The sequence below is a fragment of the Pseudoalteromonas sp. SWYJ118 genome (assembly GCF_015864505.1).
GTDB lineage: Bacteria > Pseudomonadota > Gammaproteobacteria > Enterobacterales > Alteromonadaceae > Pseudoalteromonas > Pseudoalteromonas arctica.
The window spans coordinates 342,416-363,489 of sequence record NZ_JADYXC010000002.1; the positions used below are offsets into that span (position 1 = coordinate 342,416).

Here is a 21,074-nt window from a genome sequence, read left to right on the forward strand (position 1 = left end):
TTACTAAATCCAACTATAGGCTTAGCCTAGTTAGACATCATCTAACTAGGTTTAGTTTGATAAGTAATCACAATTTTAGATAAATCTAACTTGGGTTTTCCAAAGTATGTGAATCTAGACTCCAGCTTTCGCAAGCAGCAGTCGTTTAAACTTTCCTTTTTGTATACTACGAAATCAGTTAAATAAGCATTCATGTAAAGTAAGCAAACTGGTTCTGCTCTGCAGCAATCCCTAACTCGCTTTTCGCAATCACGTGACCTTTCAAAATTTGCTGTTCTATTCAATACAAAATGATTACTTACAAAGTGTCGGATAGAGTCAGCATCAATTAACTTCTTATCTTTTGTAAGTTTAAGAAAACCATCATCGATTAATCGAAGTAGTGTTTTGTTATCCAACTTTAGCATTTTAATTACACTATCATGCTCCATATCTTTAAATGAGTGCCACTTATTCTTGAGTACTTCTTTAATTCCGCTTTCAGATATAAGTAGATAGTTAATATGACGTAAGGTGCTATTCACTTTAAATTGAGAAATGATTTTTCCAGAAATTGCATAATCAACGAGCTCTTCAATAGTTAAATCAAATAAACCATAAATATCCTTAGGTATGTCGTCGATTTTATAGAATTTCTCTTGCGTTAGCACTTGCCTGTTTTGTGCATACGCTTTAGACAATATGCTTTCAATAGCTTCAATATCAAAATATGATTTTTGAATCTGTCTGGCAAAATTTAATGCTGGTAGTGTACGTTTCATTACCATGTATGCTAGCGACTTCTTTTTTATTCCTAAGAAGTTAGATAACATCGAACCATCAATTTGAAAACTTATTTTATTAACATCAATTCCCTTAACGAAACGATTTTTTGAAGTGAATAACCGAGTGTCAATATCGGCATTATGATATTTTAATAAGATCTGCTCAGCTTCAGCTATTGATGTTAAGCCTTTCTTGATATTAAAAAGATTGATCTGTGTTTGAAGTTCATCAACCCCGAATTCAGTAACAATTACCCCCATCCCTTTTAGGTTACTCCGATGCTTCAAAAGTAACCCTTTCCACACACTGCTTAGCTCTTCACAGCACAAAAGCTTGTATGTATCTTCGAATAATGACCTCAAAAAGTCGATACTTACGCTACCTAATTTGAGCTTTGCAGTAATAAAGTCCAGCGGTCTAAAGACCGACTCTGAGAGCTTCATTAGGGCATTTTCAAATGAAGGTATTTCACTACTTTTCAAGCTTAAAATATGCTTTTCAAATGGGCACAGCTCCTCTTTTGAATCCGACTCGGTTGATTCACAAGACAGCACATTTAAAGTGTTAATTAATGCCGTCTTATGCTTTATACAAACGGTTGTTGAAGTGTTTTGCCAACTAATTTCATGTAAGTTATTTTCTTTAAAACACTCAGGACATACTTTTAACTTTTTAGAATAAGAGGTCATACGGCGCGATTCAAAAATGTCGATATCCGCTAATAAGCTATACGTTGTAATATCCTTTTTTATTTGCTTTATACTAAGAAGCGAATCGACATGCTCACTTTGAAACTCATACCAAGACCAAGGCACTCTTATTTCATTAGACTTGAACAACCTACCGACACTCGTAAAACCATAAAAGTGAGCTATTAGTACACAAACTCCATATTGGGAAATGGGTTTATTACACTTCATAATGAACCCCCAACTCTTTTTTAAGTATCATGAACTTCTGGCTGTATGGATTCACTTGGGTACGACCTTTGATTAGCTTGGGACTAAATGTTTGAATCAAGTCATTCAATAGCATCTCGTCACGCTGACGCTTAGCTGCATATAAAATTGCTTTACTTAAGGTTTGAGTAAGCTGTCGCAAATCGCCGTTAGTCGTTGCAAAAAGCGGTAGATTTATTCGAGGGTCCGTAAAATCAATATGCGTGAATTTTAAACTTTCGTTCAAGGTAAGTAAGTAGCTTACGTAGGTTCTGTAGTTATTTTTCGTTGATACAGATAATAGCGACTTTTTGATTGTGAGTGAGTTTCGAGAAGCGAACTGCTCGTTAATTGATAATAAGTTTTGTACCTGTGCTGTACCAGCAAATACCAAATACAGATTAAATTCATCAACGAGCTCTTTTAAATAATCAGCAATTTGACGAACAGACTTTATACCTACTTTTTCGACCACTTGCTGAAACTCATCAAATAATAAGACTCGATAACGCTTGGTTTGTATTTGTTTTGCGATACGGATGCGTAATTGGACCTCAGTACCTTCGATAAGGCCGGGCTCATCAAATCCTTTCAGAATGGCTCTATATAAGTCTAATGGGCTCATATTAGATGGGGAGCGTATATAGCACGCCTTCTCTGAACCCTTAGGGGATGCTGTGTTAGCATATTGTTCATTAAAACGAGTTTTAAACTTTTTTAGTAACGTCGTTTTCCCCGAGCCCGAATCACCAACGATAAGCGTACAGCAGCCGTTATTAAGTTCAATGACATTACTTGCTTCTGATAAAAGTAAATCGAGCTCTTCTTTATTTTTTGCACAAACAAAAGTCTTTTCTATCAGCATTTTTGCTTTAGTCTTGAGCGTATTATTTTCGTGTGCGGTAAAAGCAGTACTCATAACTCAACCCCCACATTAAATTCAGGCATTGCTGGTATTTCAGTGTCATCAATCTCAACACTATTTATTGCATTCATAATTTGTTCATGAGTTTTGGAGCTATTCATCTTGATTGATTTACCGTTATCAACCTTAGTACGCTTCGGTTGTTTTCGACCTGTTGCTTGCTCTTTCTTTTCAGCTTTCTTTGCTTTTACTTTTTTGAAACTCTGGAGCCCCTCTTTAGTTTTTTTACCCGATTGATATGTATAATGCTGTCGCGGTGATACGTCAGATTCACTAAATTGATTAATACGAGCCGTATCTAGTTCAGCTTGCTGTGTACCAGCTTCAATATGAGGATTTCCTGCTCGAATAGGCACAACAAAAATCGCTTCATTCGCTTTAACAACGATACTGCTTGTATCAATATTACTGTAAAAACAATCAACCTTTTCTACCCCTGAAACACTGAGTTCCTTGAGTTCAGAGCTAGCATATTGTTCGTTTTTCAACTTAATAGAGCCATTTTTATAGAGCGTATGATTCATACTGACACCACCACGAAATTTGTCAGGCGTAAATTGTGGATTAGGTTCACATATTAGCAACGGATTTTTGCTTACTTTCTTATGCCAAAAGTCGATTGGGCTACGTTGATTTAATCCCCCATGTCCGGACTTGTGATATGTTCCTGTGATAAATTTTTGAAGTTCTTCATCAAACTCCTGCAATGTCATCACAGCATGTGACTCAGCTGTTTCACCTTGCTCTAAGTGCGTATTATTAACACGCGTTTTTGAGCCTAAGTAACCGGGCAGTTTAGCTAAAAACTCACGACGCAATGTTCTAAAGAAACTCTCTATAAACGGTTTTTTCCACGGACTGCCCGATACAGTAATAATTGGCGTCACCCCAAGTTCTAGTGCCATTATTTTGTATGCATTACCGATGGCTGCGGTAGTCGCATCAGTGATGAGTTTTACAGGCACTCCATGACAAGGCCAGTAAATATTTTCTTTACGGGCTATAATACTTTTTAAACATTCAATTGCTAAGTCAGCTGATTCTGACACTTTCTTACCTACACTTACAGAATAGCCAACAATGCAGCGAGTACATGTGTCAATCGCAACCATGACAACGAGCGTACCAAGGTAAGCACCTGACTCATTGTTAATGCCAAGATTGATGTATATAGCATCCATCTCGATGCGCTCGAACGGGTTTTCCCCAATAAATTCTCGACCAAGCTTATAGCGCAATAACTTATTCTGTTGCTTACTCAATGTTTTATTAATAATGAGCTCCGCCTCTAAATCTTTTAATCGTCTATATATACTGGCTTTTGAGGGGACTTTTGGGTATTTATCAGGTTTTACTTTGTTGAGTTGGGTAACTTTACTGCGTATCAAATCAGCAATTTTATTAACTGATTTTGCAGTTCTGTCACTACGTATGAGGTAATTATCAGTAAAGAAATCATTAATTAAATCCTCGGTGTCTTGAGTAAATCGTGCCTTGCCTTTGCGTGAAACTGCCCCTAAGTTTATTAGTTTACGTGGGTTTCTGTTTGAATCTATGTATGCTTTCACCTTTGCTTGACATGTACTTCGACAAAAGTAGCTTGAGCCATACTTATTCCAGTCAAACAACATTCTGCTTTCATCAATGTTATCAACTTTCGTTAAATTCTTTGAATGTCTAGTTATGTGCTCTTCAACAAAATTGTGCCACATTTCTTGATTTTTAATTTGCTCATCGCTTAAAAGTGACTCAACTGTTGATTGATATGTATTACTGTCATAAAAGCTTGCTTCATTATTTATAAGTTTCTTCATTAGCTCAGAACGTGTAAGCACTTTCACATTAGCACACGCTATTTTTGTTTGGGTTTCATCTAATGGAGACAAAAATATTGAGTTACTCAATGAGCTATGTTGCAAAGCATCAATAACGTATAAGCTCTCATCGATTCTAAATTTCATCCCTTCGTTTAAATTCATACTGGCCATAACTCAACTCCACAAATATTGCTTGATAACATGGTTTCACCCGTAAAATTTGATGAAGCCTCGATTTTCACATAATCACGAAAAATACAATAAGAAATCATGTTCGTATTTATCTTTAAACATTTGCAAATATCAAATGCTTTGTCGAGTGAAATGGGTACTGACAGTATATTTAAAAGGTAATTTAAGGCGTCTTCATCAGGTCTTCCAAGGGCTATTGCATTCCTCTTAATCATCATCATATTTGATATAGCTAATCGCGAAGGTAGGAGTTCTTCGGTCATAACTTGGAACTCAAACCCATCTTGCTTAAAAGCGCTTTTAATTAGCTTATACTTGCGATTCATCTTCTCATCAAGAGTATCAGACATCTTAATTTCAATTATTTTAATTGCGTTATTACAATCAATTAAAGAAAAATCGGGCGTATAATTATTAGTTTTACCTTCGTCAGAATACTGTATAGAAAATGGCTGACTTTTAACTGAAACAATAGTTGGATCGAACTCAAACATCACAGCAAAGTGTGCCTCATTGAAAGATTCAAAAAAATGAGGCGATGAATCTTTGAATGTTGAAAATAACCCGGATATGTTAAAACGACTAAAGCGCTCTAGATTACGCCTCATATCATCTTTGCGATAAGCTTTATCTATTTTTGTATGTCTTTTATTTTTAGCCATACCTAATCTCCTCATCAAAAATTAAACTTTAGTTAAGTTTATGATGACGTCAAATATCAATACTGCAAGAAAAAATAGGTCTTTTTGATGCTTTGGAAGTTAAAACCATAGTTAACACTCAAAAAAGATAGAAAACATTGAAAAAACCTTATTTTTCATGTGTATTTACACATAAAAATAATAGTTAACATATTAAGACAATAGCAACGAAGTATAAGCAGGAGATGTTTTAGAATATTTAAATCTAAAAAAAACACCCAACCTGACTTAAAAAGCAGGTCACTAAAAATTAAAAAACAAACTTTTTAGGTGCAGAGGCTGACTTGAACCTGACTGAATGAACTCAATATGTAAGCTAGTTTGAAAAGTTAACTTCACTTAACTGCGACTTTGTCATAACTGAGCTATAAGTAGAGGTATCATTCATAGTACATGAATTAAAACGAAACTCTTGAGTATGAATCTAAAATCAACCGAGACAGCTAAAATTGCATTAAAAACATACTTCAACATTATGAAAGAATGGGATGTGAATGAAAGTAAGCAACGAATTTTACTCGGTAGGCCTGATGAATTTACCTTTGAGAGGTGGAAAAGAGGTAGCGTAACAACACTAACCAGTGATGTGCTGGAACGTATTTCCTATGTGCTTGGTATTTATAAAAATTTAGGGATACTCTTTCCTGAAAGAACACAAGCCAATGAATGGTTAAATAAACCAAACGAAGCTTTTAATGGCTCTACAGCACTCAATTGTATGCTCCTAGGAACAATCGAAAATTTGCGTGAAGTAAGATACTATCTGGATGCGCAACTTTGATGCTATCAAAGGATATATAAAATATCACTTTCTCCAAAACTGATTTATTCATAAATTACAACCACAGTCGGTAGTAGTTTAAATCATATCAAAGTATTAAGTAGGTATAGTAACAGCCATTGGGAGACTATAAATTGAATTACTTTAGGTTCGCTGTATCTCCTACTTTGGAGTGGTATAGGACAAGAAATATCACTGATATAAGTGAACCTGCTTTTGGTAGTATCTTATATTGTTACCTGTATGGTGGGGTCTGCGAGCACTCAGGGATATATGTCGGAAATAATGAAATAGTTCACCTTAATGGTGATGGTTTAGTTGAAAAGGTTAACTCAAAAAAATTTAGGAAACGTCTAGAAGGAAAAAATATAGCTACTCACATATATGTTTCGTGTAAAGGCTTAACGGCTGTCGGCTCCAGAAAAGCCGGAGAAATTGCGATTAAGCTCATTGGAAAACAGTATAACTACAGTATAACTAATTTTAACTGCCATGCTTTTACAGCTCTATGTTTTGAAGAGGATATTAAAAGTAAAAGCAGCACCTCTTGGCATAATAAGTTCATATATTTGGGTTCGCAGCACTTACCGCATTACCTTCATACAACAGCAATGATAGCAGCTACTTGTTACGGTATTTATGATAGTTGCGCCAATAAGTACGAGCATATAGCTAAAACTTGCATAGATGTCGATAACTGGAGAATTTGGGACACAAAATGAAGTTTTAAAAGCCTATAGCCACAGTATACTACCCCGCCTAATATAAGTGATGTTTCTACTGCCCTATTTGAAGAGGCGAAAGAATCTGAGATTAGATACCAAGATTCTAAAACTGTGGCCAAAATTAGTTGACCACTACACCGGAACCAGCCAATCTGGAAACCATTGTTGTGCTATATCTTTTCACGCACTCTGTCGCTGCGAACACTAAAGGCTTTAATTCCGATAGCTCGGAGGTCTTGCGCTGATTAATCATCTGAGTCTTAATTCGCTCGGCTTTACTTGCCGAATTAGATGATTTTACTGCTTCTCTCCAAGCCCAAATTGCACCACCAATTGACGCTAATGAACCAACAATTGAAAGCCAATCCATTTTAAGCTCCCAATACCTGCTCAATTTGCTCCATTGATAATCTCATTTGGTTCGGTTTGCCAAATGTTTTCCAGACACTTAACATACGGCGATAGCGATCCATTGTCGGCATATGACTATTGAAATCACTATATTCCTTTCCGTACAGCAGCTCTTGGAATCTTTCGAGCTCAATAACAAAATAGCTAGCATATGACAGCTGACTCGATTCATTGTTACCGTCAAACCCTCTGAACTTCAGACGATTATCGTCAACTTCTTTCTTACCTGTTGCATCCATGTAAGACCATGCGAATGCTCTATGCATTTCTAAAATATCGAGTACTTCCTGACATTCCTCCTCAGACATTTCCTCGTAAAGATGTTCAAAGATCCAGCGGTAATGAAGCTTGTATCCCTCCTGAACAGCTTTACGATGCTTTGCATAATAATCAGCTTCTTCCGGGTAGAGCTTTTCTAGTATTAAAACTGATTGATTAAATTCAGCCTTTCTAACTGCGATAATTCCATTTGATCTCCTAAAGGCATTTAACCGCTTACTAAGCGGCGATTAATTGTTGGCTAAAATTGCTAGGAACGAAGCAAGCCAATTGCTTAGTTATCCATTTCAATAACTTGTTATAAGCATGTACAGCTTAAACAAACCTATTAACCCAATAATTAACGGAAGAATAACTTCCATGAATAACTTTAAATAAATAAAAACGTATAAAGGTTTTAACTTTTTTTTAGTTGCATATCCAGCATCAGAGTATTCGCAAGTTGAAATGACATTAAGATCTTGCTCTTGAGGATCATAGCCCATATTTGTTTGATTGATAAAAGTAGTTGGATCAAATGCTGGGTGCTTGAGTAATTCGGTTTTGTACAACCTACTTTGAATGTAGGGCTGAAGCCATCTTGCAACTTCAACAAAAGCATTAGATATGAAATGTAAAAACAAGTATAAAGAAATGAAAAATATAAACCAACCTAAAGTAGCTTGTTGCTCTACTTTGTCAAAAGTAAGGCCAATAGCCGATATTTTTGTAGGTAAAGCACCTGAAAAAGAAACAAATAAACATACAACTGATGATAATATCGTGTTTCTCCTTAGCTTCATTGTTTCTTCAGAAAGCGGACTCTCATAAATTGAAAATTCTTTTGTCATAATTAACCTAGATTAAATACACCTAAACTCGAAATGCTTGTAACAGCTTTATCAGAGGGCACTTTCCCTATTTTAGCGCGAAAAGTCCTAATTCTATGAACTTATATTAATAGCAAATGGTGTAAGTTATTGCCAGCTATAAATATTATTCTTTTTGTAGGTTATATTAGTATGTAAGAAAGAGGAAAGTGTCCTCTTAATATTGCTTAGTTAATAAACACTTCTCGCTCCTAGCCGCCTTAGAACATTTATCTAGTGCCAATTAGCTTGGCCGGGTCATAATATTCGATAAAAAAACAGATCCCTAAACATTCATTATTAAATTCAAAAAAGATAAAATATTAAATTTTAGGTTTTGAGCATCACTGTTTAATGTTTTAATCGGTTTCAAGCCCAACAACCTAATTCCGAACCCTATGAGAAAAACCCAGATAGGGAACAGTAACACCATCTCTGAAACCCTTGCCACATATGGTTCCTTATTCCAAATGTGTGAGAAACCATTCCAAAATTGGATGAGAAAGAACAAAAAGCTGAATAACTGTACAAATAAATAGCATAAAAGGCTTGCACGAAAGCACTGTATAAACTACTGTATATGAATACTGTATAAAAACCCAGTGAGTGAAATTATGTTACAGCCTATTACCGTAAGAACAGTTAAAAGTTACCAACAAGATGAGCAAAGCGATTGCGTGAATTTGATTCAAATTGAAGATGAAATTTCAGCGACCTTTGAGCTTTTAAAAGTATTACACCAATACAATAGCTCTAATGCATGGACGTTACTAATTGCTCCAGATCACGTACCTAGCAAAGCTTTACTTGACTCATGCTCTATTGATACAAGTAAATTACTTGTTATTAGACAGAAGCACCTAGTAAATTTAGAGTATGTATTAAATTCTGCATTACATAACGGAAACTTTGCAGCGGTAATTACCTGGACCGATATAGTTAATAACCAACTACTTACGAATCTATCGTTCGATTTAAGTAAAACGAATACAAAACTATACTGTTTTACTAAAAAGTCTCAAACAACAGAGATATCACTCGCCCAATAAGCTTGTTAAACTAATGTTTTAGACTTTGTATTATTATTATGACTTCACTCAATACCACATTATGTTTTTGCAGCAGTGGGCACAATCATGCCGATTGCTGCGAGCCGCTTCACTTATCTGTTAAGCAAGCTGATTCTCCTGAACAACTTATGCGCTCACGATTCAGTGCTTATGTTATTAAAAATGCAGAATATGTTTATCAAACCTACGCAAAAGAAAAACAAGCTGAAAATCCGGTTAAAGAAATCAATGATTTTGCTAACAGCTGTCGATTTATAAATCTTGATGTAATTGGGTCAAGCCATGATGGAGATACCGGCACTGTAGAATTTAAAGCCCAATATTTTTATCAAAACTTATTTTGTGAGCTCCACGAAAAATCGCAGTTTATTAAAGAAAACACTCAATGGCGTTATTTAGATGGCACTATATATCCTGTTGAAGATATTAAAGTGGGCAGAAATGATGACTGCCCATGTGGTAGCAATAAAAAGTACAAAAAATGTCATAGCGTGTAATAAATAATCTTATTTAATATTTATCACCTACAAGGTGTTTTTAAGTGGCAAAGTGATTTATTAGCTAGCTAAACTTAAAAACACACTTGGTTACGACCTTGCATTTTGGACTCATACATTTTTTCATCTGCGATCTGCAAGGTGTTTTTGTTATTTACGTACGGTTGTAGGGTTGCACCGCCAATACTAATAGTCACAAAGTCATATTCTGAATATCTGTGTAATATTCCTAAATCGACCACATTTTGTTTAATTTTATCAGCAACACAAATCGCACCTTCAGTGCTTGTATGCGGTAGAACAACTACAAACTCTTCGCCGCCGTAACGCGCAACAAAATCGGTTGGCCTTTGCAAACTATTAGTAATAGTTTGTGCAACAAGGTTTAAAACCGTATCGCCTTGCACATGACCATAAAGATCGTTGTATTGCTTAAAGTAGTCTATATCGATGAGTAATAGTGCATAGTCGACTTTTTCTCGTAAGGCGCTTCGTTCCATTTTAGAAAAATGCGCATCAAAATAACGACGATTGAATACCTTTGTTAAATCATCTAGAAATACTTTTTGATTGAGTAAGTCATGTTGAAGTTTCATCGTAATATGGGCGCGCACTCTTCTATATAAAGTTTCCGAGTTAGTTGGTTTCTTTATAAAATCTACAGCTCCGGCTTCCCAGCACTCTTCTTCTTGATTTTCAGATGAGGTTACAAAAATAACGGGGATATCTTGTGTTTCAGATATATTTTTTAATTTTAGACATGTTTCAATACCACTCATTCCTTCCATATTAATATCGAGTAGTATTATATCTGGCGGATTATGTTTACAAATTTCAATCGCATCCTCACCACAGCTCGTTGTTGTTACACTAAAATGCTCTGATAATATTTTTTTTAATACAATTAAGCTTAATAGCTGATCGTCAACGACAAGTACCTTAGAGCTCTTTAAGCTTAATTTCAATTGGTGGTCAGAGTAATTTATCGGCATGGTACAACTGTTTTGTTTTTTTTATTAAACACACCCTATATCACTACATTTTGTTATGCAAATGTTAATAAAGTAAAATTCTACTTATTGGTTACTAATAAAAATGATTTATGGTGAATCTTTAATGCATAAAAACAAAAAATGAGCCACTTGGGCTCATTTTAAAACTTCGAACACTTAATTAAATTAAGTGTTATTCGTCATCATCTAAATCTAACTGTTGACGTTGAGCAGGTCGAGCTAAAATCTCTACATAGAAAGAGGTCAAACCTTGCTTTTCAATTTCGCCAATTTGGTTACTTAATTCAGCAACGTGCACAACTTGCGCATCTTCAGCTGTGTTACCAAACTTACAGTCAAATGCCCAATAGTCAGCATCTTCAGGTAGCGTTTTATTACGCTCTCTTTTCAAATATTTTTTCACTTCGTGCTTTGCAGCATCAACCATACGAGGGTATTTGATTTTCTCGTGATTTAGCGTGAATGTTTTCTTCATTACGTTCCTAATTACCTTGGTTTAATGATAATGGCATTTCATGTCATACCATTTGACGCCATTATAGCAATTGCATTTAATTTTTGGATGCTTTTTTTTCATTAAATCAATTATTAGCAAATATATAAAGCAGACCCGTTATAAAGCATATATTAACTGGTGATTATTACAATCATATATCACACCGCAATGAGCTGAAGTGGTTGATGTAATGCATCATTATTAAGGCTGTCGTAAAAAGCAGCTGCATCTATAGGGGGATTAGCTAGTTGGGTTTGTTCGCTTTTAATTCTTCTTCTGACGGCAAGCTCACAGTTATCTATTATATTAAGTGGAATATGCTTATCATCATTTCTAATCGCAAGTGGTTCAGGGCTTAAGCATTGTCTTAACTTAATACTTGTCATACCACAGTGCTCTCCTTCTTGAGATATTAATGATGCATTAAATTGTCCAACCAACATATTATATTCATCAGGGGCTAAAAGTTGCTTTGGACCTGCGCCAAATTGCTTTCTTAACGCCTCTTCTTCTATAACTAAATTATCTATTTCAGTTTTTGGTAAATGAAATTGACTAAAGTCGAGTGCGTCATGTGACAGCATCGCTAATAATAGTGCAAATTCGCCACGGCGATTTTCATGCACACTATTATTGAGTCTACTGTTTAACTGACTCTCTGTGATTAACAAATCATCTATTTGCATAGTCTTTAGCCGATTGTGGTAACTGATAGATATTTATCGGCTTTATTTCAATTTTCTTTAGCTTTTTTCTTTACTTAAATACGCAATTTGCTATTATCAGCGCCGTTGCATTGGAGGGGTTCCCGAGCGGCCAAAGGGATCAGACTGTAAATCTGACGGCTCAGCCTTCGCTGGTTCGAATCCAGCTCCCTCCACCACTTTTCTTACCGCTAAGTTAAGTGGGGCCAAATGCAATAAAATTAGTGTGGAGGGGTTCCCGAGCGGCCAAAGGGATCAGACTGTAAATCTGACGGCTCAGCCTTCGCTGGTTCGAATCCAGCTCCCTCCACCACTTCTCTACTATTCCTATATTCCTATATTCCTATATTCCTATATTCCTATATTCCTATATTCCTATATTCCTATATTCCTATATTCCTATATTCCTATATTCCTATATTCCTATATTCAGTAACATCAAAACACCCACTGTAAACTCATACCATTTTGTTTTAACCAATTAGATGATGTTTTGTAATCGGGGAAAAACGCCTCTACTCGCTGCCAAAAAGCTTTGCTATGATTTAAATACTTTAAATGGGCAAGCTCATGAACAATCACATAATCTATAGCGTGGTAAGGAGCACCTATAAGATGTAAATTAAAAGTGAGTTCTCGCTTGCTATTACAACTCCCCCACTTTCGTTTATAAACACCTATTTTTAAATCATTTGGCAACTCTTCACCCATTTGAGTACAGAAATACGCTAAACGCATTTCTATGTAAGCAATAAGCTGCTCTTTTAAATAAGTCTCTAATAGCTGTCGATACTTTTGATTAGTGTTTTTAACTCGAGGAGATATTGTAATAAGTAAGTGGTCATCATACGGGGTTACTTTGGAATCTTGGCCTGAGTCCAATTTCAAATAAATAGTTTCTGAAAAAACACTTATTTTTTTAGATTCAAAAGGGTACTGCTTAGTGTCATCAATTGACAATTGTTTTTTTAATTGTTCTGCAACCCACTCTTGTTTGTCAAATAACCAAGTATCAATGTGTTTTTTTGCGACAAAATGTGGCGCATACACAGTTACCTTTTGACTATGCACTTTTATTGCGACTGTTTTGCGTCTAGTACTCTTTTTTAGTTGATATTCAAACACGACCTAAACTCTAAATATTGCATCCGTTTATATAATCCATATTACCATCAATTTTAAACTCTTAGGCATACAGTCGCACCTAACTCCTAATCCACTTTATTATAATAAGCTATAGATTGAGCCGTCTGTTTTATTTGAATTGAAAGTTAAAATATTTTATTTACTTCAATAACAAAAAATAAATAAACTTGGTTAGAATTCGTCACTTTATAGCGCGATTAGAAATAACGGTTCATTTATTAGTAAATTAGATTAAACTTGTAAAATAAAGATTATATTTCGAGCCGTTATGCTATCAGCTTTCTTCATTACAGACCAAGATCCAAGCCTAATACTCAATGGGGTTTACGACCCTCTTCTAGTCTCAATGTCTGTATTAATAGCCATTTTTGCTGCTTTTTTTACTACAAAGCTCATTGATTTAGCAAAAGAGACTAAATTCCCTCGTTATCAACGTTTAGCAAATATAACCGCAGCAACTGTATTTTCTTCTGGTATTTGGAGTATGCACTTTATAGGTATGTTAGCTTTTTCGCTATGTACTAATATAAGCTACGATCCAACAATCACACTACTCTCTTTTCTTCCTGCTTTATTAGCATGTCAGTATGCAGTATCAATACTTGTAAATAGTGATGGAAACTTTAGAGTGCTCAGCATTTGCTCCATCTTACTAGGGGCTGGTATTGGTACAATGCATTACAGCGGTATGGCTGCAATGGAGCTTTCCCCAATGTTGCGCTATGACCCACTGACCTTTGGCCTTTCAATTTTAGTTGCCGTCGCTCTTTCGTTTATAGCGTTATATAGCCGCTTTAATCTTGAAAAATTTTTTCCAAAACTATCATACCTACAAAATAGAGCCATCAGCGCTACAATATTAGGCTTTGCTGTTGCTGCTATGCATTATATGGGCATGGCATCTACACGCTTTGTTGCAACATCTCCTCTTTTATATGACGACGCAAATGCTTCTGCTGGGCTCACTTTTGTAGCCATCGCGGTTGCAACTGCAACGATTGCCATTACAAGCGTAGTAGCGGTACTTAATGGCATGGTCAGATATAAAATGTTACTTGAAGAAAAGTCAGCCGACGAGTCTCGCTTAAACGCAATTTTAGGCACAGCCATTGATGGAATCGTAACGATTGATCACACCGGCATTATTTTGAGCTTTAACGAATCAGCCAGTAAAATTTTTGGCTGGCACGAAAATGAAGTACAAAATCATAATATTAAAATGCTAATGGATGATGCTATCGCGATGCATCACGATAGCTACCTTTCTAAAGCTAAAAATATTGATTTAGGTAAAGTAATCGGTGTTAACCGTGAAATTTTTGCAAAGCATAAAAATGGCCACTTATTCCCGATTCGTTTGGGGATTGGAGAAGTTAATCAGCCAGGGCAAAATCCTCTATACGTAGGCTTCATAACAGACTTATCAGAGCAACGAGCTTTACAAAAAAGCCTAGAGGAAAAAGAACAAAAGTATCGCTCTTTAATGGATAACATGCCAGGTGTGGCTTTTAGGTGTAAATTTGATGATAACTGGACCATGCTTTTTATCAGCCCGAGCATCAACGAGTTAACGGGTTATAACCCTAATGAATTTACTGAACATTGCATTGAATTTAACGATCTAGTTTTAAAATCAGACCAGCAACCTATTGTAGATGCCGTCACAAAAGCCGTAGAAGAAAAACGTCAGTATTCAATCGAATACAGAATTCGCCACAGAAGCGGTAAAATCTTATGGCTTTTAGATAAAGGCAGCATCGACTTTGACCCCCAAGGCCAAGCAAAGTGGATTGATGGTGTTTTAGTCGATATTACAGAACGCAAAGAATATGAAGAAAAACTAGAGCAAGCTAAATTTAAAGCTGAAGAAGCTGCTTATGCAAAGCAATCTTTTATGGCTAATATGAGCCATGAAATACGCACCCCAATGAATTCTATAATAGGTTTTAGTGACTTGTTAATGGATACCCCACTTGATCAAGAACAACAAAAGCATTTAGTGACCGTAAATAATGCAGCGCGTTCATTACTTAGATTATTAAATGAAATTCTCGATTCTGCAAAACTGGAACGCGGTAAGCTCACTATTGAGCCAATACACTTTAGTTTAAAGCCGGTAATAGACAGTATTATTTCTACTTTTTGGTTAGAAGCTAAAAAGAAAGATTTAGAACTTAAACTTCATATTAAAGAATCAGTAAGTGCTACTTATTACGGTGACCCAGATCGACTCAGGCAAGTACTTACTAATTTAATTGGTAATGCTATTAAGTTTACCGAAAAAGGCTCTGTTACCGTAACTGTTGCTATAACACAAAATCAGCATCTGTTTTTTGAAGTGCAAGATACCGGTATTGGTATTGCAAAAGATCGTATTCAAGCAGTGTTTCAACCTTTCGAACAAGCCGATGGTACTACTACTCGCCGTTTTGGTGGTACAGGTCTTGGTACTACCATAAGCAAACAACTTGTAGAGCTTATGGGCGGAACAATAAACTTAGTAAGTGAACTAGGTAAAGGCACCTGCTTTTACTTTTCATTGCCGCTTACTTTAGGTGACGAAACTAAAATAGATCATTTTGATGGTCTACACACACAACTGCCTGCACTTAGGGTGTTAGTGGTTGACGATATCGAGCAAAATACAGAACTACTTTCTTTACTCCTGTCACGCGATCAGCATGCAGTTACCAAGGCATCTAACGGACTTGAAGCGATTAAAGTATTTGAAGAACAAGACTTTGATGTCATTTTAATGGATATACATATGCCATTGTGTGATGGCATAGAGGCAACACAAAAAATAAGAGCAATAGAAAATCAAAGACAAATTAAATACACGCCAATTATCGCGCTCACAGCCAGTGTATTACAACAAGATAAGCTTACGGCTAAAAAAGCAGGCATGAATGGCTTTGCAAATAAACCCGTCGATATAAATCAGCTAAACCAAGAAATAGCACAAGTGCTTGGTCTTGGTATTGCAAAAGAAATGGTTATATCGCAAAGCGATCCTAAAGCGCAGCATATAGATTTTGAAAAAGGGTTAGCCCTTTGGGGTTCTAAGTGTAAACAACTTACAGAGATTACTAAATTTATTAGTGACAGTAATAAACGGTTCGAAACATTATTCAGTGATAAATTATCAAACATAAAAGATGTCGATAGCACCATTCACACACTTAAAGGTGTTGCTGGTAACTTAGGTCTAATAACATTAATGAAGTTATTAACCGATTTAGAGCAAAAACAAAGTGACGCTAAAGTTATTAGTACTTTAGAGGATATAAAAAACGAGCTACTTGTCATCTCACAATTGCTATCATCTAATACTTGCGATAAGCCAAGTAGTAAGCCTGAAGATAATAGTTCTGACACGCTATCAATTGATGAAATTAAGTCACTGTGTAAGACGCTTTATCAAGATGCACAAAATGCAGAGCTAAATGATGAGCTATTAGCAAAGCTGCAACGCGGCGCACCTTCAATCTATAAAAATGAAGTTGATGCTATAGCCGAGGCCTTTGATGAATTTGATTTTGATAAAGCACACGTAATACTAGAAACCTTACTTGAAAAACTAACAAACAATGAGTATTAATTAATGGATTTTACAACAGATAGGCCGCGAGTATTAATTGTTGACGATGAGCCTGCAAATCTAAAAGTAATGCGCGAAGTGTTAGGTAATCAATATCGTATGTCGTTTGCTAAATCGGGTGATGCCGCATTGGCACTACTTGAAAAAGAACTACCAAAGCTAATCTTGCTCGACATAATGATGCCAGATATGAATGGTTTTGAAGTATGTCAAATAGTTAAAGGTAACCCTAAAACATCACACATCCCAATTATTTTTGTAACTGCACTTGGTGATGAAAGCGATGAATATAAAGGTTTTGAGTTAGGCGCCGTAGATTATATTACTAAGCCAATAAGCCCTGCTATTGTAAGAGCTAGAGTTAAAACTCACTTGTCGCTAGTGCAAGCTGAGCAATTAAAACAAGCACATGTAGATTTAGTACAACGCCTAGGCCGTGCTGCTGAATATAAAGATACTGACACTGGCGAACATATAGTGCGTATGAGCCAATACAGCAAAGTATTAGCATTAGCGCTAGGTATGGATGAGCAAAGTGCAGAGCTTTTACGCCAAGCCGCCCCAATGCACGATGTTGGGAAAATTGGTATCCCTGATGCTATCTTACTCAAGCCAGGAAAGTTAACTTTTGAAGAGTTTGAACATATGAAGAAACACGCCATAATTGGTGCACAAATATTAGCAAATTCTTCATCGCCATTATTACAACTCGCTCATAAACTTGCTATTGAACACCACGAAAAATGGGATGGTTCAGGCTATCCTAACGGGATCAAAGGCGAAGAAATATCAATTGAAGGTAGAATTGTTGCCGTTGCTGACGTTTTTGATGCTCTGACTTCAAAACGCCCTTATAAAGAGGCATGGAGTGTAGAGAAAACAGTTTTGCATATGCAAGAGCAAGCAGGAGCTCATTTTGATCCCGCTCTAATCGAACTATTTGTGAAAAACTTAGACGATATTCTTGCTATAAAAAATTCAAATCAAGAAAGCTAATTCTTTTTAGCGCTGTGAGAGCCAAGCTCAACATTTGGATAGTAAGACTTTATATAACGATAGTCATGTGAGGTAATTTCATGGCTATTACCGCTTTCATCTTTAAAGTACATAGAAAACGTTACACCATGATCCGCTAGCACTGCTTTTATGTTTAAACCCTCAAGATGATTACGCCATTGAATAAATTGATCCCCTGAGGCCAAAAATGCAATCCCTTTACTACGCCCCTCACCTTCAAAAAGTGCTAAACGAGTTGTTGAACTAGTATCTTCAAGTGTTAAAGGGCCGCGTCCGTCCTCATCCCAAAAGGCAAGCTCGGGTACTACACTAAAACCTAAAACACGCTCATACCACTTAACGGCATCAACCAAGTTATCAACATTTAAATGGCAATGATCAATCCCAGATAATTTAGGTATGCTTGTATTATTCACGTTACTCACCTATTTCTGACTTTAATTGCTCTAAAAAGTCATGCATATACCTTGTACGCCTGTTCGCTTCTGCTTTAGCAGATGGCGTATTCATACTATCGGCAATATGTAATAACTTTATAAAAAAGTGATCAAGCGTGTATGTTTTATCATCAGCCTCGCGTTCAACACAAAAAGGGTCTTCTGGATTATACAATAACCGAGAAATTGATCCGCCTACTTTCATGCAGCGACTCACCCCAATAGCGCCCAATGCATCCATTCTGTCAGCATCTTGTACTATTTGCGCTTCAACTGTTTTAATTTTTATATTTGCGCTGAAACTATGAGCGGCAATGGCATGATGAATCTCATCAAAAAGTGACTCGTCATAATTAATAGATTTTAAAAATTCCAATGCCTTATCGGCTGCCATAGTAGAGGCTTTTGCACGATCAGGATGATTTTTAGCCACCGCCACACAGTCATGCATCCACGCTGCAGGTAATACAACTGACATGTTTGCCTGCTCCGCATTACATAACTGTATTGCAACGCGCACCACTCGCTCTATATGAGTAATATCGTGAGCTACATCGGCATGCACTAAAGAGGTTATAAATTCTCTACATTGTGAATTAAGTATTTTTAAATCGGGGCTTAAAACGGCGTCAGGCACTATTAGGTTCCAAAAGCTAATGAATCGATAAATTATCCGTACTTTACCGTGCTTTATGCCCACCTTGCAAAACATTCATTGTATGTTGCTCCTTGCTTGACTAAAATACAGCGCTTATTTATTACTACTGAGAAGCCTTATGTCATCTGCCGTTTACCTACAAGCTGGTCGCGATAAATCATTAAAAAGAAAACACCCTTGGTTATTTTCAAAAGCCATCAAAAAAATTAAAGGTAAACCTGGATTAGGCGACACAGTAACGATTCACGATAGCGAAGGTAAGTATTTAGCAACTGCTGCTTACAGCCCTCACTCACAAATTCGTGCACGTGTTTGGAGCTTTGACGAAAAAGAAGTAATCGATCAAAACTTTTTTGAACGCCGTTTACGCCGCTCATTAGAAGCACGTAGCCAAGTAATTGAAGAAGGCGGGCTCACAGGCTTTAGATTATGTGCTGCGGAGTCTGATTACTTACCAGGCGTTACAATCGATAAGTTTGATAACGTGTTAGTGTGTCAGCTACTAAGTGCGGGTGCCGAGCGTCATAAAGGCGAGATTGTTGGCGCGTTGATGTCTATTTTCCCAGGCTCTAGCATATACGAGCGCTCAGACGTAGAAGTACGCACTAAAGAAGGCTTAGAGCCAATAAAAGGCGCTCTTTGGGGTAATGCACCAACACAGCCGGTACTTATTGAGGAAAACGGTTTTAAAATTGAAGTCGATATAATTGATGGACATAAAACGGGCTTTTATTTAGACCAGCGCGATAGCCGCGCCGCACTTGAGCGCTTCTCAAAGGGTAAAACGGTACTTAACTGTTTTAGTTATACAGGTACATTTTCGTTGTACGCCCTGCGTGGTGGATGTGAGCATGTAACTAACGTAGATGTATCTCAACCCGCTTTAGATACAGCAAAACGTAATGTTGAACATAATAACTTAGATTTAAATAAAGTAAGTTTTGTTAAGCAGGACGTATTTAAGTTACTACGCCAATACCGCGACGAAGGTAGACAGTTTGATACCATCGTAATGGACCCACCAAAGTTTGCTGATAATAAAGCGCAGCTAACCGGTGCGTGTCGTGGTTATAAAGATATCAATATGATTGCCATGCAAATACTAAAACCAGGTGGAACATTACTAACGTTCTCATGCTCTGGTTTAATGGAACAAAACTTATTTCAAAAAGTAGTAGCCGATGCAGCACTTGATGCAGGTAAAGACCTACTTATAATGGAGCGATTAAACCAGGCAGCTGATCACCCAATTGCTGGCAGCTACCCTGAAGGCTTTTACTTAAAAGGCTTAATCTGTAAGGTTTTTTAATATCTACTATTGAGTTTAACTGGATTCAAGTTAGTTAAACTGAATGATTTCAAGACCTGCTGTTACCGTGCCATCATCTTCTTTGCTGGCACGTATTACTTTTGCTGTTGCATTTAAAGGCGCAATACTTGGGTGAGTCGAATCAATGTTCACCGTCAGTAATGTATTAGGTTCAAGTAATTCATCTAAATGAATTGATAAACCTGTTGCACTTAAATCCACGCACTCTGCGGCAAAACTTAAACCCGCTATTGGTTCTATCGTTGTTAAATTTGCAGGTGTATTGATCTGCATGCGTCTAAAATTTCGCTTATCATCAGTAAACATACGTTACCTCTAAAAAACCGTGTTAATTTCTTCCAACAAAGCACCCACTGAAAATGGCTTTACAACATATGCGTTACAACCAGCGTCAAACCCTGCTTGTTTTTCAGATGGAGACTCTAGGCCCGATACCATAACAACAGGAATATTTTTTGTTTCAGGTGTGTGTTTTAGCATTCGGCATGTATCATAACCATCAAGACCAGGCATACAAACATCAAGCAAAATTATATCTGGCGGACTCGCAATTGCCGATGCAAGACAGCTTTGCCCTGAATCTGCATAACTAACATCAAATTTCGACGCGAGTGCTGCTTTGAGCATTTCAAAATTAAAATACTCGTCGTCTACCACTAAAAGTCGCTTTGTTTTATGTTCAATCGATGAGGACATAACTATGTCACTTCCTTTTCAAAACAA

At 36.5% G+C, this 21,074-nt stretch carries 22 protein-coding genes and 2 tRNA genes; 9 read left to right on the forward strand and 15 right to left on the reverse strand.

The features are described from left to right. Positions 1 to 41: 41 nt before the first annotated feature. From I6F48_RS04210 to I6F48_RS04225, 4 genes are read right to left on the reverse strand one after another with little or no spacing between them, the layout of a single operon-like run. Complete coding sequence (locus I6F48_RS04210) at positions 42 to 1,685, reverse strand: TniQ family protein (RefSeq protein WP_197118883.1); 1,644 nt, start codon at positions 1,683 to 1,685, stop codon at positions 42 to 44. Then, positions 1,675 to 2,622: an ATP-binding protein gene (locus I6F48_RS04215; protein WP_197118884.1), complete on the reverse strand. Its 948-nt coding sequence runs from the start codon at positions 2,620 to 2,622 to the stop codon at positions 1,675 to 1,677. Before I6F48_RS04215 ends, I6F48_RS04210 begins: the two co-directional genes overlap by 11 nt. After that, on the reverse strand, positions 2,619 to 4,616 hold the full coding sequence (locus I6F48_RS04220) for a DDE-type integrase/transposase/recombinase (RefSeq protein ID WP_197118885.1): 1,998 nt from the start codon (positions 4,614 to 4,616) through the stop codon (positions 2,619 to 2,621). Before I6F48_RS04220 ends, I6F48_RS04215 begins: the two co-directional genes overlap by 4 nt. Beyond that, a complete protein-coding gene (locus I6F48_RS04225; protein WP_197118886.1) occupies positions 4,604 to 5,299 on the reverse strand; it encodes a TnsA endonuclease N-terminal domain-containing protein in 696 nt (231 codons plus the stop codon). The genes I6F48_RS04220 and I6F48_RS04225 overlap by 13 nt, the downstream gene beginning before the upstream one ends. 457 nt (positions 5,300 to 5,756) lie before the next feature. Here I6F48_RS04225 and I6F48_RS04230 point away from each other — a divergent pair, with 457 nt between their 5' ends. Together I6F48_RS04230 and I6F48_RS04235 are read left to right on the forward strand one after the other, a co-directional pair. Then, positions 5,757 to 6,119, forward strand: coding sequence for an MbcA/ParS/Xre antitoxin family protein (locus I6F48_RS04230; RefSeq protein WP_197118887.1), 363 nt, complete (start codon positions 5,757 to 5,759; stop codon positions 6,117 to 6,119). 119 nt (positions 6,120 to 6,238) lie between these two features. After that, complete coding sequence (locus I6F48_RS04235; protein WP_197118888.1) at positions 6,239 to 6,841, forward strand: hypothetical protein; 603 nt, start codon at positions 6,239 to 6,241, stop codon at positions 6,839 to 6,841. Between the two features lie 124 nt (positions 6,842 to 6,965). Here the strand turns inward: I6F48_RS04235 and I6F48_RS04240 are convergent, their stop codons facing one another. The 3 genes from I6F48_RS04240 to I6F48_RS04250 all read right to left on the reverse strand — a co-directional run bounded on the left by I6F48_RS04240 (position 6,966) and on the right by I6F48_RS04250 (position 8,364). Further along, the gene (locus I6F48_RS04240) at positions 6,966 to 7,214 is read right to left on the reverse strand and encodes a hypothetical protein (protein WP_197118889.1); all 249 of its coding nucleotides are present in this window, start codon (positions 7,212 to 7,214) and stop codon (positions 6,966 to 6,968) included. A 1-nt stretch (position 7,215) separates the two neighbouring features. Beyond that, on the reverse strand, positions 7,216 to 7,719 hold the full coding sequence (locus tag I6F48_RS04245) for a YfbU family protein (RefSeq protein ID WP_197118902.1): 504 nt from the start codon (positions 7,717 to 7,719) through the stop codon (positions 7,216 to 7,218). 102 nt (positions 7,720 to 7,821) lie between these two features. Continuing rightward, positions 7,822 to 8,364, reverse strand: coding sequence for a hypothetical protein (locus I6F48_RS04250; RefSeq protein WP_197118890.1), 543 nt, complete (start codon positions 8,362 to 8,364; stop codon positions 7,822 to 7,824). A 632-nt stretch (positions 8,365 to 8,996) separates the two neighbouring features. On the opposite strand from I6F48_RS04250, the gene I6F48_RS04255 reads away from it, so the two are divergent. Continuing rightward, a complete protein-coding gene (locus I6F48_RS04255) occupies positions 8,997 to 9,431 on the forward strand; it encodes a SulA-like leucine-rich domain-containing protein (protein WP_007583705.1) in 435 nt (144 codons plus the stop codon). Between the two features lie 38 nt (positions 9,432 to 9,469). Next, entirely contained in the window at positions 9,470 to 9,949 is a 480-nt protein-coding gene (locus I6F48_RS04260; protein ID WP_197118891.1) for a YchJ family protein, read from the forward strand. Between the two features lie 74 nt (positions 9,950 to 10,023). On the opposite strand, the gene I6F48_RS04265 is transcribed toward I6F48_RS04260, so the two are convergent. The 3 genes from I6F48_RS04265 to I6F48_RS04275 all read right to left on the reverse strand — a co-directional run bounded on the left by I6F48_RS04265 (position 10,024) and on the right by I6F48_RS04275 (position 12,144). Then, positions 10,024 to 10,941 (reverse strand): GGDEF domain-containing response regulator, encoded by a 918-nt coding sequence (locus tag I6F48_RS04265; RefSeq protein WP_024598317.1) that lies wholly within the window; start codon positions 10,939 to 10,941, stop codon positions 10,024 to 10,026. 193 nt (positions 10,942 to 11,134) lie between these two features. Next, the gene (locus I6F48_RS04270; protein ID WP_002961433.1) at positions 11,135 to 11,437 is read right to left on the reverse strand and encodes a DUF6172 family protein; all 303 of its coding nucleotides are present in this window, start codon (positions 11,435 to 11,437) and stop codon (positions 11,135 to 11,137) included. 179 nt (positions 11,438 to 11,616) lie between these two features. Continuing rightward, entirely contained in the window at positions 11,617 to 12,144 is a 528-nt protein-coding gene (locus I6F48_RS04275; protein ID WP_165728208.1) for a VC2046/SO_2500 family protein, read from the reverse strand. 112 nt (positions 12,145 to 12,256) lie between these two features. Between I6F48_RS04275 and I6F48_RS04280 the strand changes: the two genes are divergently transcribed. Further along, positions 12,257 to 12,341: transfer RNA gene (locus I6F48_RS04280), tRNA-Tyr, on the forward strand. Between the two features lie 49 nt (positions 12,342 to 12,390). Continuing rightward, positions 12,391 to 12,475, forward strand: a tRNA-Tyr gene (locus I6F48_RS04285). Positions 12,476 to 12,600: 125 nt separating this feature from the next. On the opposite strand, the gene I6F48_RS04290 is transcribed toward I6F48_RS04285, so the two are convergent. Continuing rightward, on the reverse strand, positions 12,601 to 13,233 hold the full coding sequence (locus I6F48_RS04290) for a M48 family metallopeptidase (RefSeq protein ID WP_442960271.1): 633 nt from the start codon (positions 13,231 to 13,233) through the stop codon (positions 12,601 to 12,603). A gap of 343 nt (positions 13,234 to 13,576) precedes the next feature. Between I6F48_RS04290 and I6F48_RS04295 the strand changes: the two genes are divergently transcribed. Continuing rightward, positions 13,577 to 16,909 carry an MHYT domain-containing protein gene (locus I6F48_RS04295; RefSeq protein ID WP_165740682.1) on the forward strand — a complete coding sequence of 1,111 codons (3,333 nt, stop codon included), beginning with the start codon at positions 13,577 to 13,579 and terminating at the stop codon, positions 16,907 to 16,909. Positions 16,910 to 16,912: 3 nt separating this feature from the next. Next, positions 16,913 to 17,905, forward strand: coding sequence for a response regulator (locus I6F48_RS04300; RefSeq protein ID WP_165728206.1), 993 nt, complete (start codon positions 16,913 to 16,915; stop codon positions 17,903 to 17,905). Here the strand turns inward: I6F48_RS04300 and I6F48_RS04305 are convergent. Next, positions 17,902 to 18,342 carry a VOC family protein gene (locus I6F48_RS04305; RefSeq protein WP_024590998.1) on the reverse strand — a complete coding sequence of 147 codons (441 nt, stop codon included), beginning with the start codon at positions 18,340 to 18,342 and terminating at the stop codon, positions 17,902 to 17,904. The two genes, I6F48_RS04300 and I6F48_RS04305, sit on opposite strands and share 4 nt — an antisense overlap. A gap of 1 nt (position 18,343) precedes the next feature. Then, positions 18,344 to 19,075, reverse strand: a complete 732-nt coding sequence (locus tag I6F48_RS04310; protein ID WP_206008658.1) for an HD domain-containing protein — start codon at positions 19,073 to 19,075, stop codon at positions 18,344 to 18,346. A gap of 64 nt (positions 19,076 to 19,139) precedes the next feature. Between I6F48_RS04310 and I6F48_RS04315 the strand changes: the two genes are divergently transcribed. Continuing rightward, entirely contained in the window at positions 19,140 to 20,330 is a 1,191-nt protein-coding gene (locus I6F48_RS04315) for a class I SAM-dependent methyltransferase (RefSeq protein ID WP_197118892.1), read from the forward strand. Positions 20,331 to 20,360: 30 nt separating this feature from the next. On the opposite strand, the gene I6F48_RS04320 is transcribed toward I6F48_RS04315, so the two are convergent. Further along, positions 20,361 to 20,657 carry a PilZ domain-containing protein gene (locus I6F48_RS04320; protein ID WP_007581065.1) on the reverse strand — a complete coding sequence of 99 codons (297 nt, stop codon included), beginning with the start codon at positions 20,655 to 20,657 and terminating at the stop codon, positions 20,361 to 20,363. Positions 20,658 to 20,666: 9 nt separating this feature from the next. Continuing rightward, on the reverse strand, positions 20,667 to 21,047 hold the full coding sequence (locus I6F48_RS04325; RefSeq protein ID WP_007581064.1) for a response regulator: 381 nt from the start codon (positions 21,045 to 21,047) through the stop codon (positions 20,667 to 20,669). Positions 21,048 to 21,074: the final 27 nt, after the last annotated feature.

Excerpts from the sequence above, each read along its gene's own strand:
- I6F48_RS04260 (WP_197118891.1), top strand. The coding sequence starts at position 9,470 with ATGACTTCACTCAATACCACATTATGTTTTTGCAGCAGTGGGCACAAT.
- I6F48_RS04320 (WP_007581065.1), bottom strand. The coding sequence starts at position 20,657 with ATGTTTACTGATGATAAGCGAAATTTTAGACGCATGCAGATCAATACA.
- I6F48_RS04315 (WP_197118892.1), top strand. The coding sequence starts at position 19,140 with ATGTCATCTGCCGTTTACCTACAAGCTGGTCGCGATAAATCATTAAAA.
- I6F48_RS04325 (WP_007581064.1), bottom strand. The coding sequence starts at position 21,047 with ATGTCCTCATCGATTGAACATAAAACAAAGCGACTTTTAGTGGTAGAC.
- I6F48_RS04250 (WP_197118890.1), bottom strand. The coding sequence starts at position 8,364 with ATGACAAAAGAATTTTCAATTTATGAGAGTCCGCTTTCTGAAGAAACA.
- I6F48_RS04240 (WP_197118889.1), bottom strand. The coding sequence starts at position 7,214 with ATGGATTGGCTTTCAATTGTTGGTTCATTAGCGTCAATTGGTGGTGCA.
- I6F48_RS04300 (WP_165728206.1), top strand. The coding sequence starts at position 16,913 with ATGGATTTTACAACAGATAGGCCGCGAGTATTAATTGTTGACGATGAG.
- I6F48_RS04310 (WP_206008658.1), bottom strand. The coding sequence starts at position 19,075 with ATGTTTTGCAAGGTGGGCATAAAGCACGGTAAAGTACGGATAATTTAT.
- I6F48_RS04295 (WP_165740682.1), top strand. The coding sequence starts at position 13,577 with ATGCTATCAGCTTTCTTCATTACAGACCAAGATCCAAGCCTAATACTC.
- I6F48_RS04220 (WP_197118885.1), bottom strand. The coding sequence starts at position 4,616 with ATGGCCAGTATGAATTTAAACGAAGGGATGAAATTTAGAATCGATGAG.
- I6F48_RS04225 (WP_197118886.1), bottom strand. The coding sequence starts at position 5,299 with ATGGCTAAAAATAAAAGACATACAAAAATAGATAAAGCTTATCGCAAA.
- I6F48_RS04230 (WP_197118887.1), top strand. The coding sequence starts at position 5,757 with ATGAATCTAAAATCAACCGAGACAGCTAAAATTGCATTAAAAACATAC.
- I6F48_RS04275 (WP_165728208.1), bottom strand. The coding sequence starts at position 12,144 with ATGCAAATAGATGATTTGTTAATCACAGAGAGTCAGTTAAACAGTAGA.
- I6F48_RS04255 (WP_007583705.1), top strand. The coding sequence starts at position 8,997 with ATGTTACAGCCTATTACCGTAAGAACAGTTAAAAGTTACCAACAAGAT.
- I6F48_RS04270 (WP_002961433.1), bottom strand. The coding sequence starts at position 11,437 with ATGAAGAAAACATTCACGCTAAATCACGAGAAAATCAAATACCCTCGT.
- I6F48_RS04215 (WP_197118884.1), bottom strand. The coding sequence starts at position 2,622 with ATGAGTACTGCTTTTACCGCACACGAAAATAATACGCTCAAGACTAAA.
- I6F48_RS04265 (WP_024598317.1), bottom strand. The coding sequence starts at position 10,941 with ATGCCGATAAATTACTCTGACCACCAATTGAAATTAAGCTTAAAGAGC.
- I6F48_RS04210 (WP_197118883.1), bottom strand. The coding sequence starts at position 1,685 with ATGAAGTGTAATAAACCCATTTCCCAATATGGAGTTTGTGTACTAATA.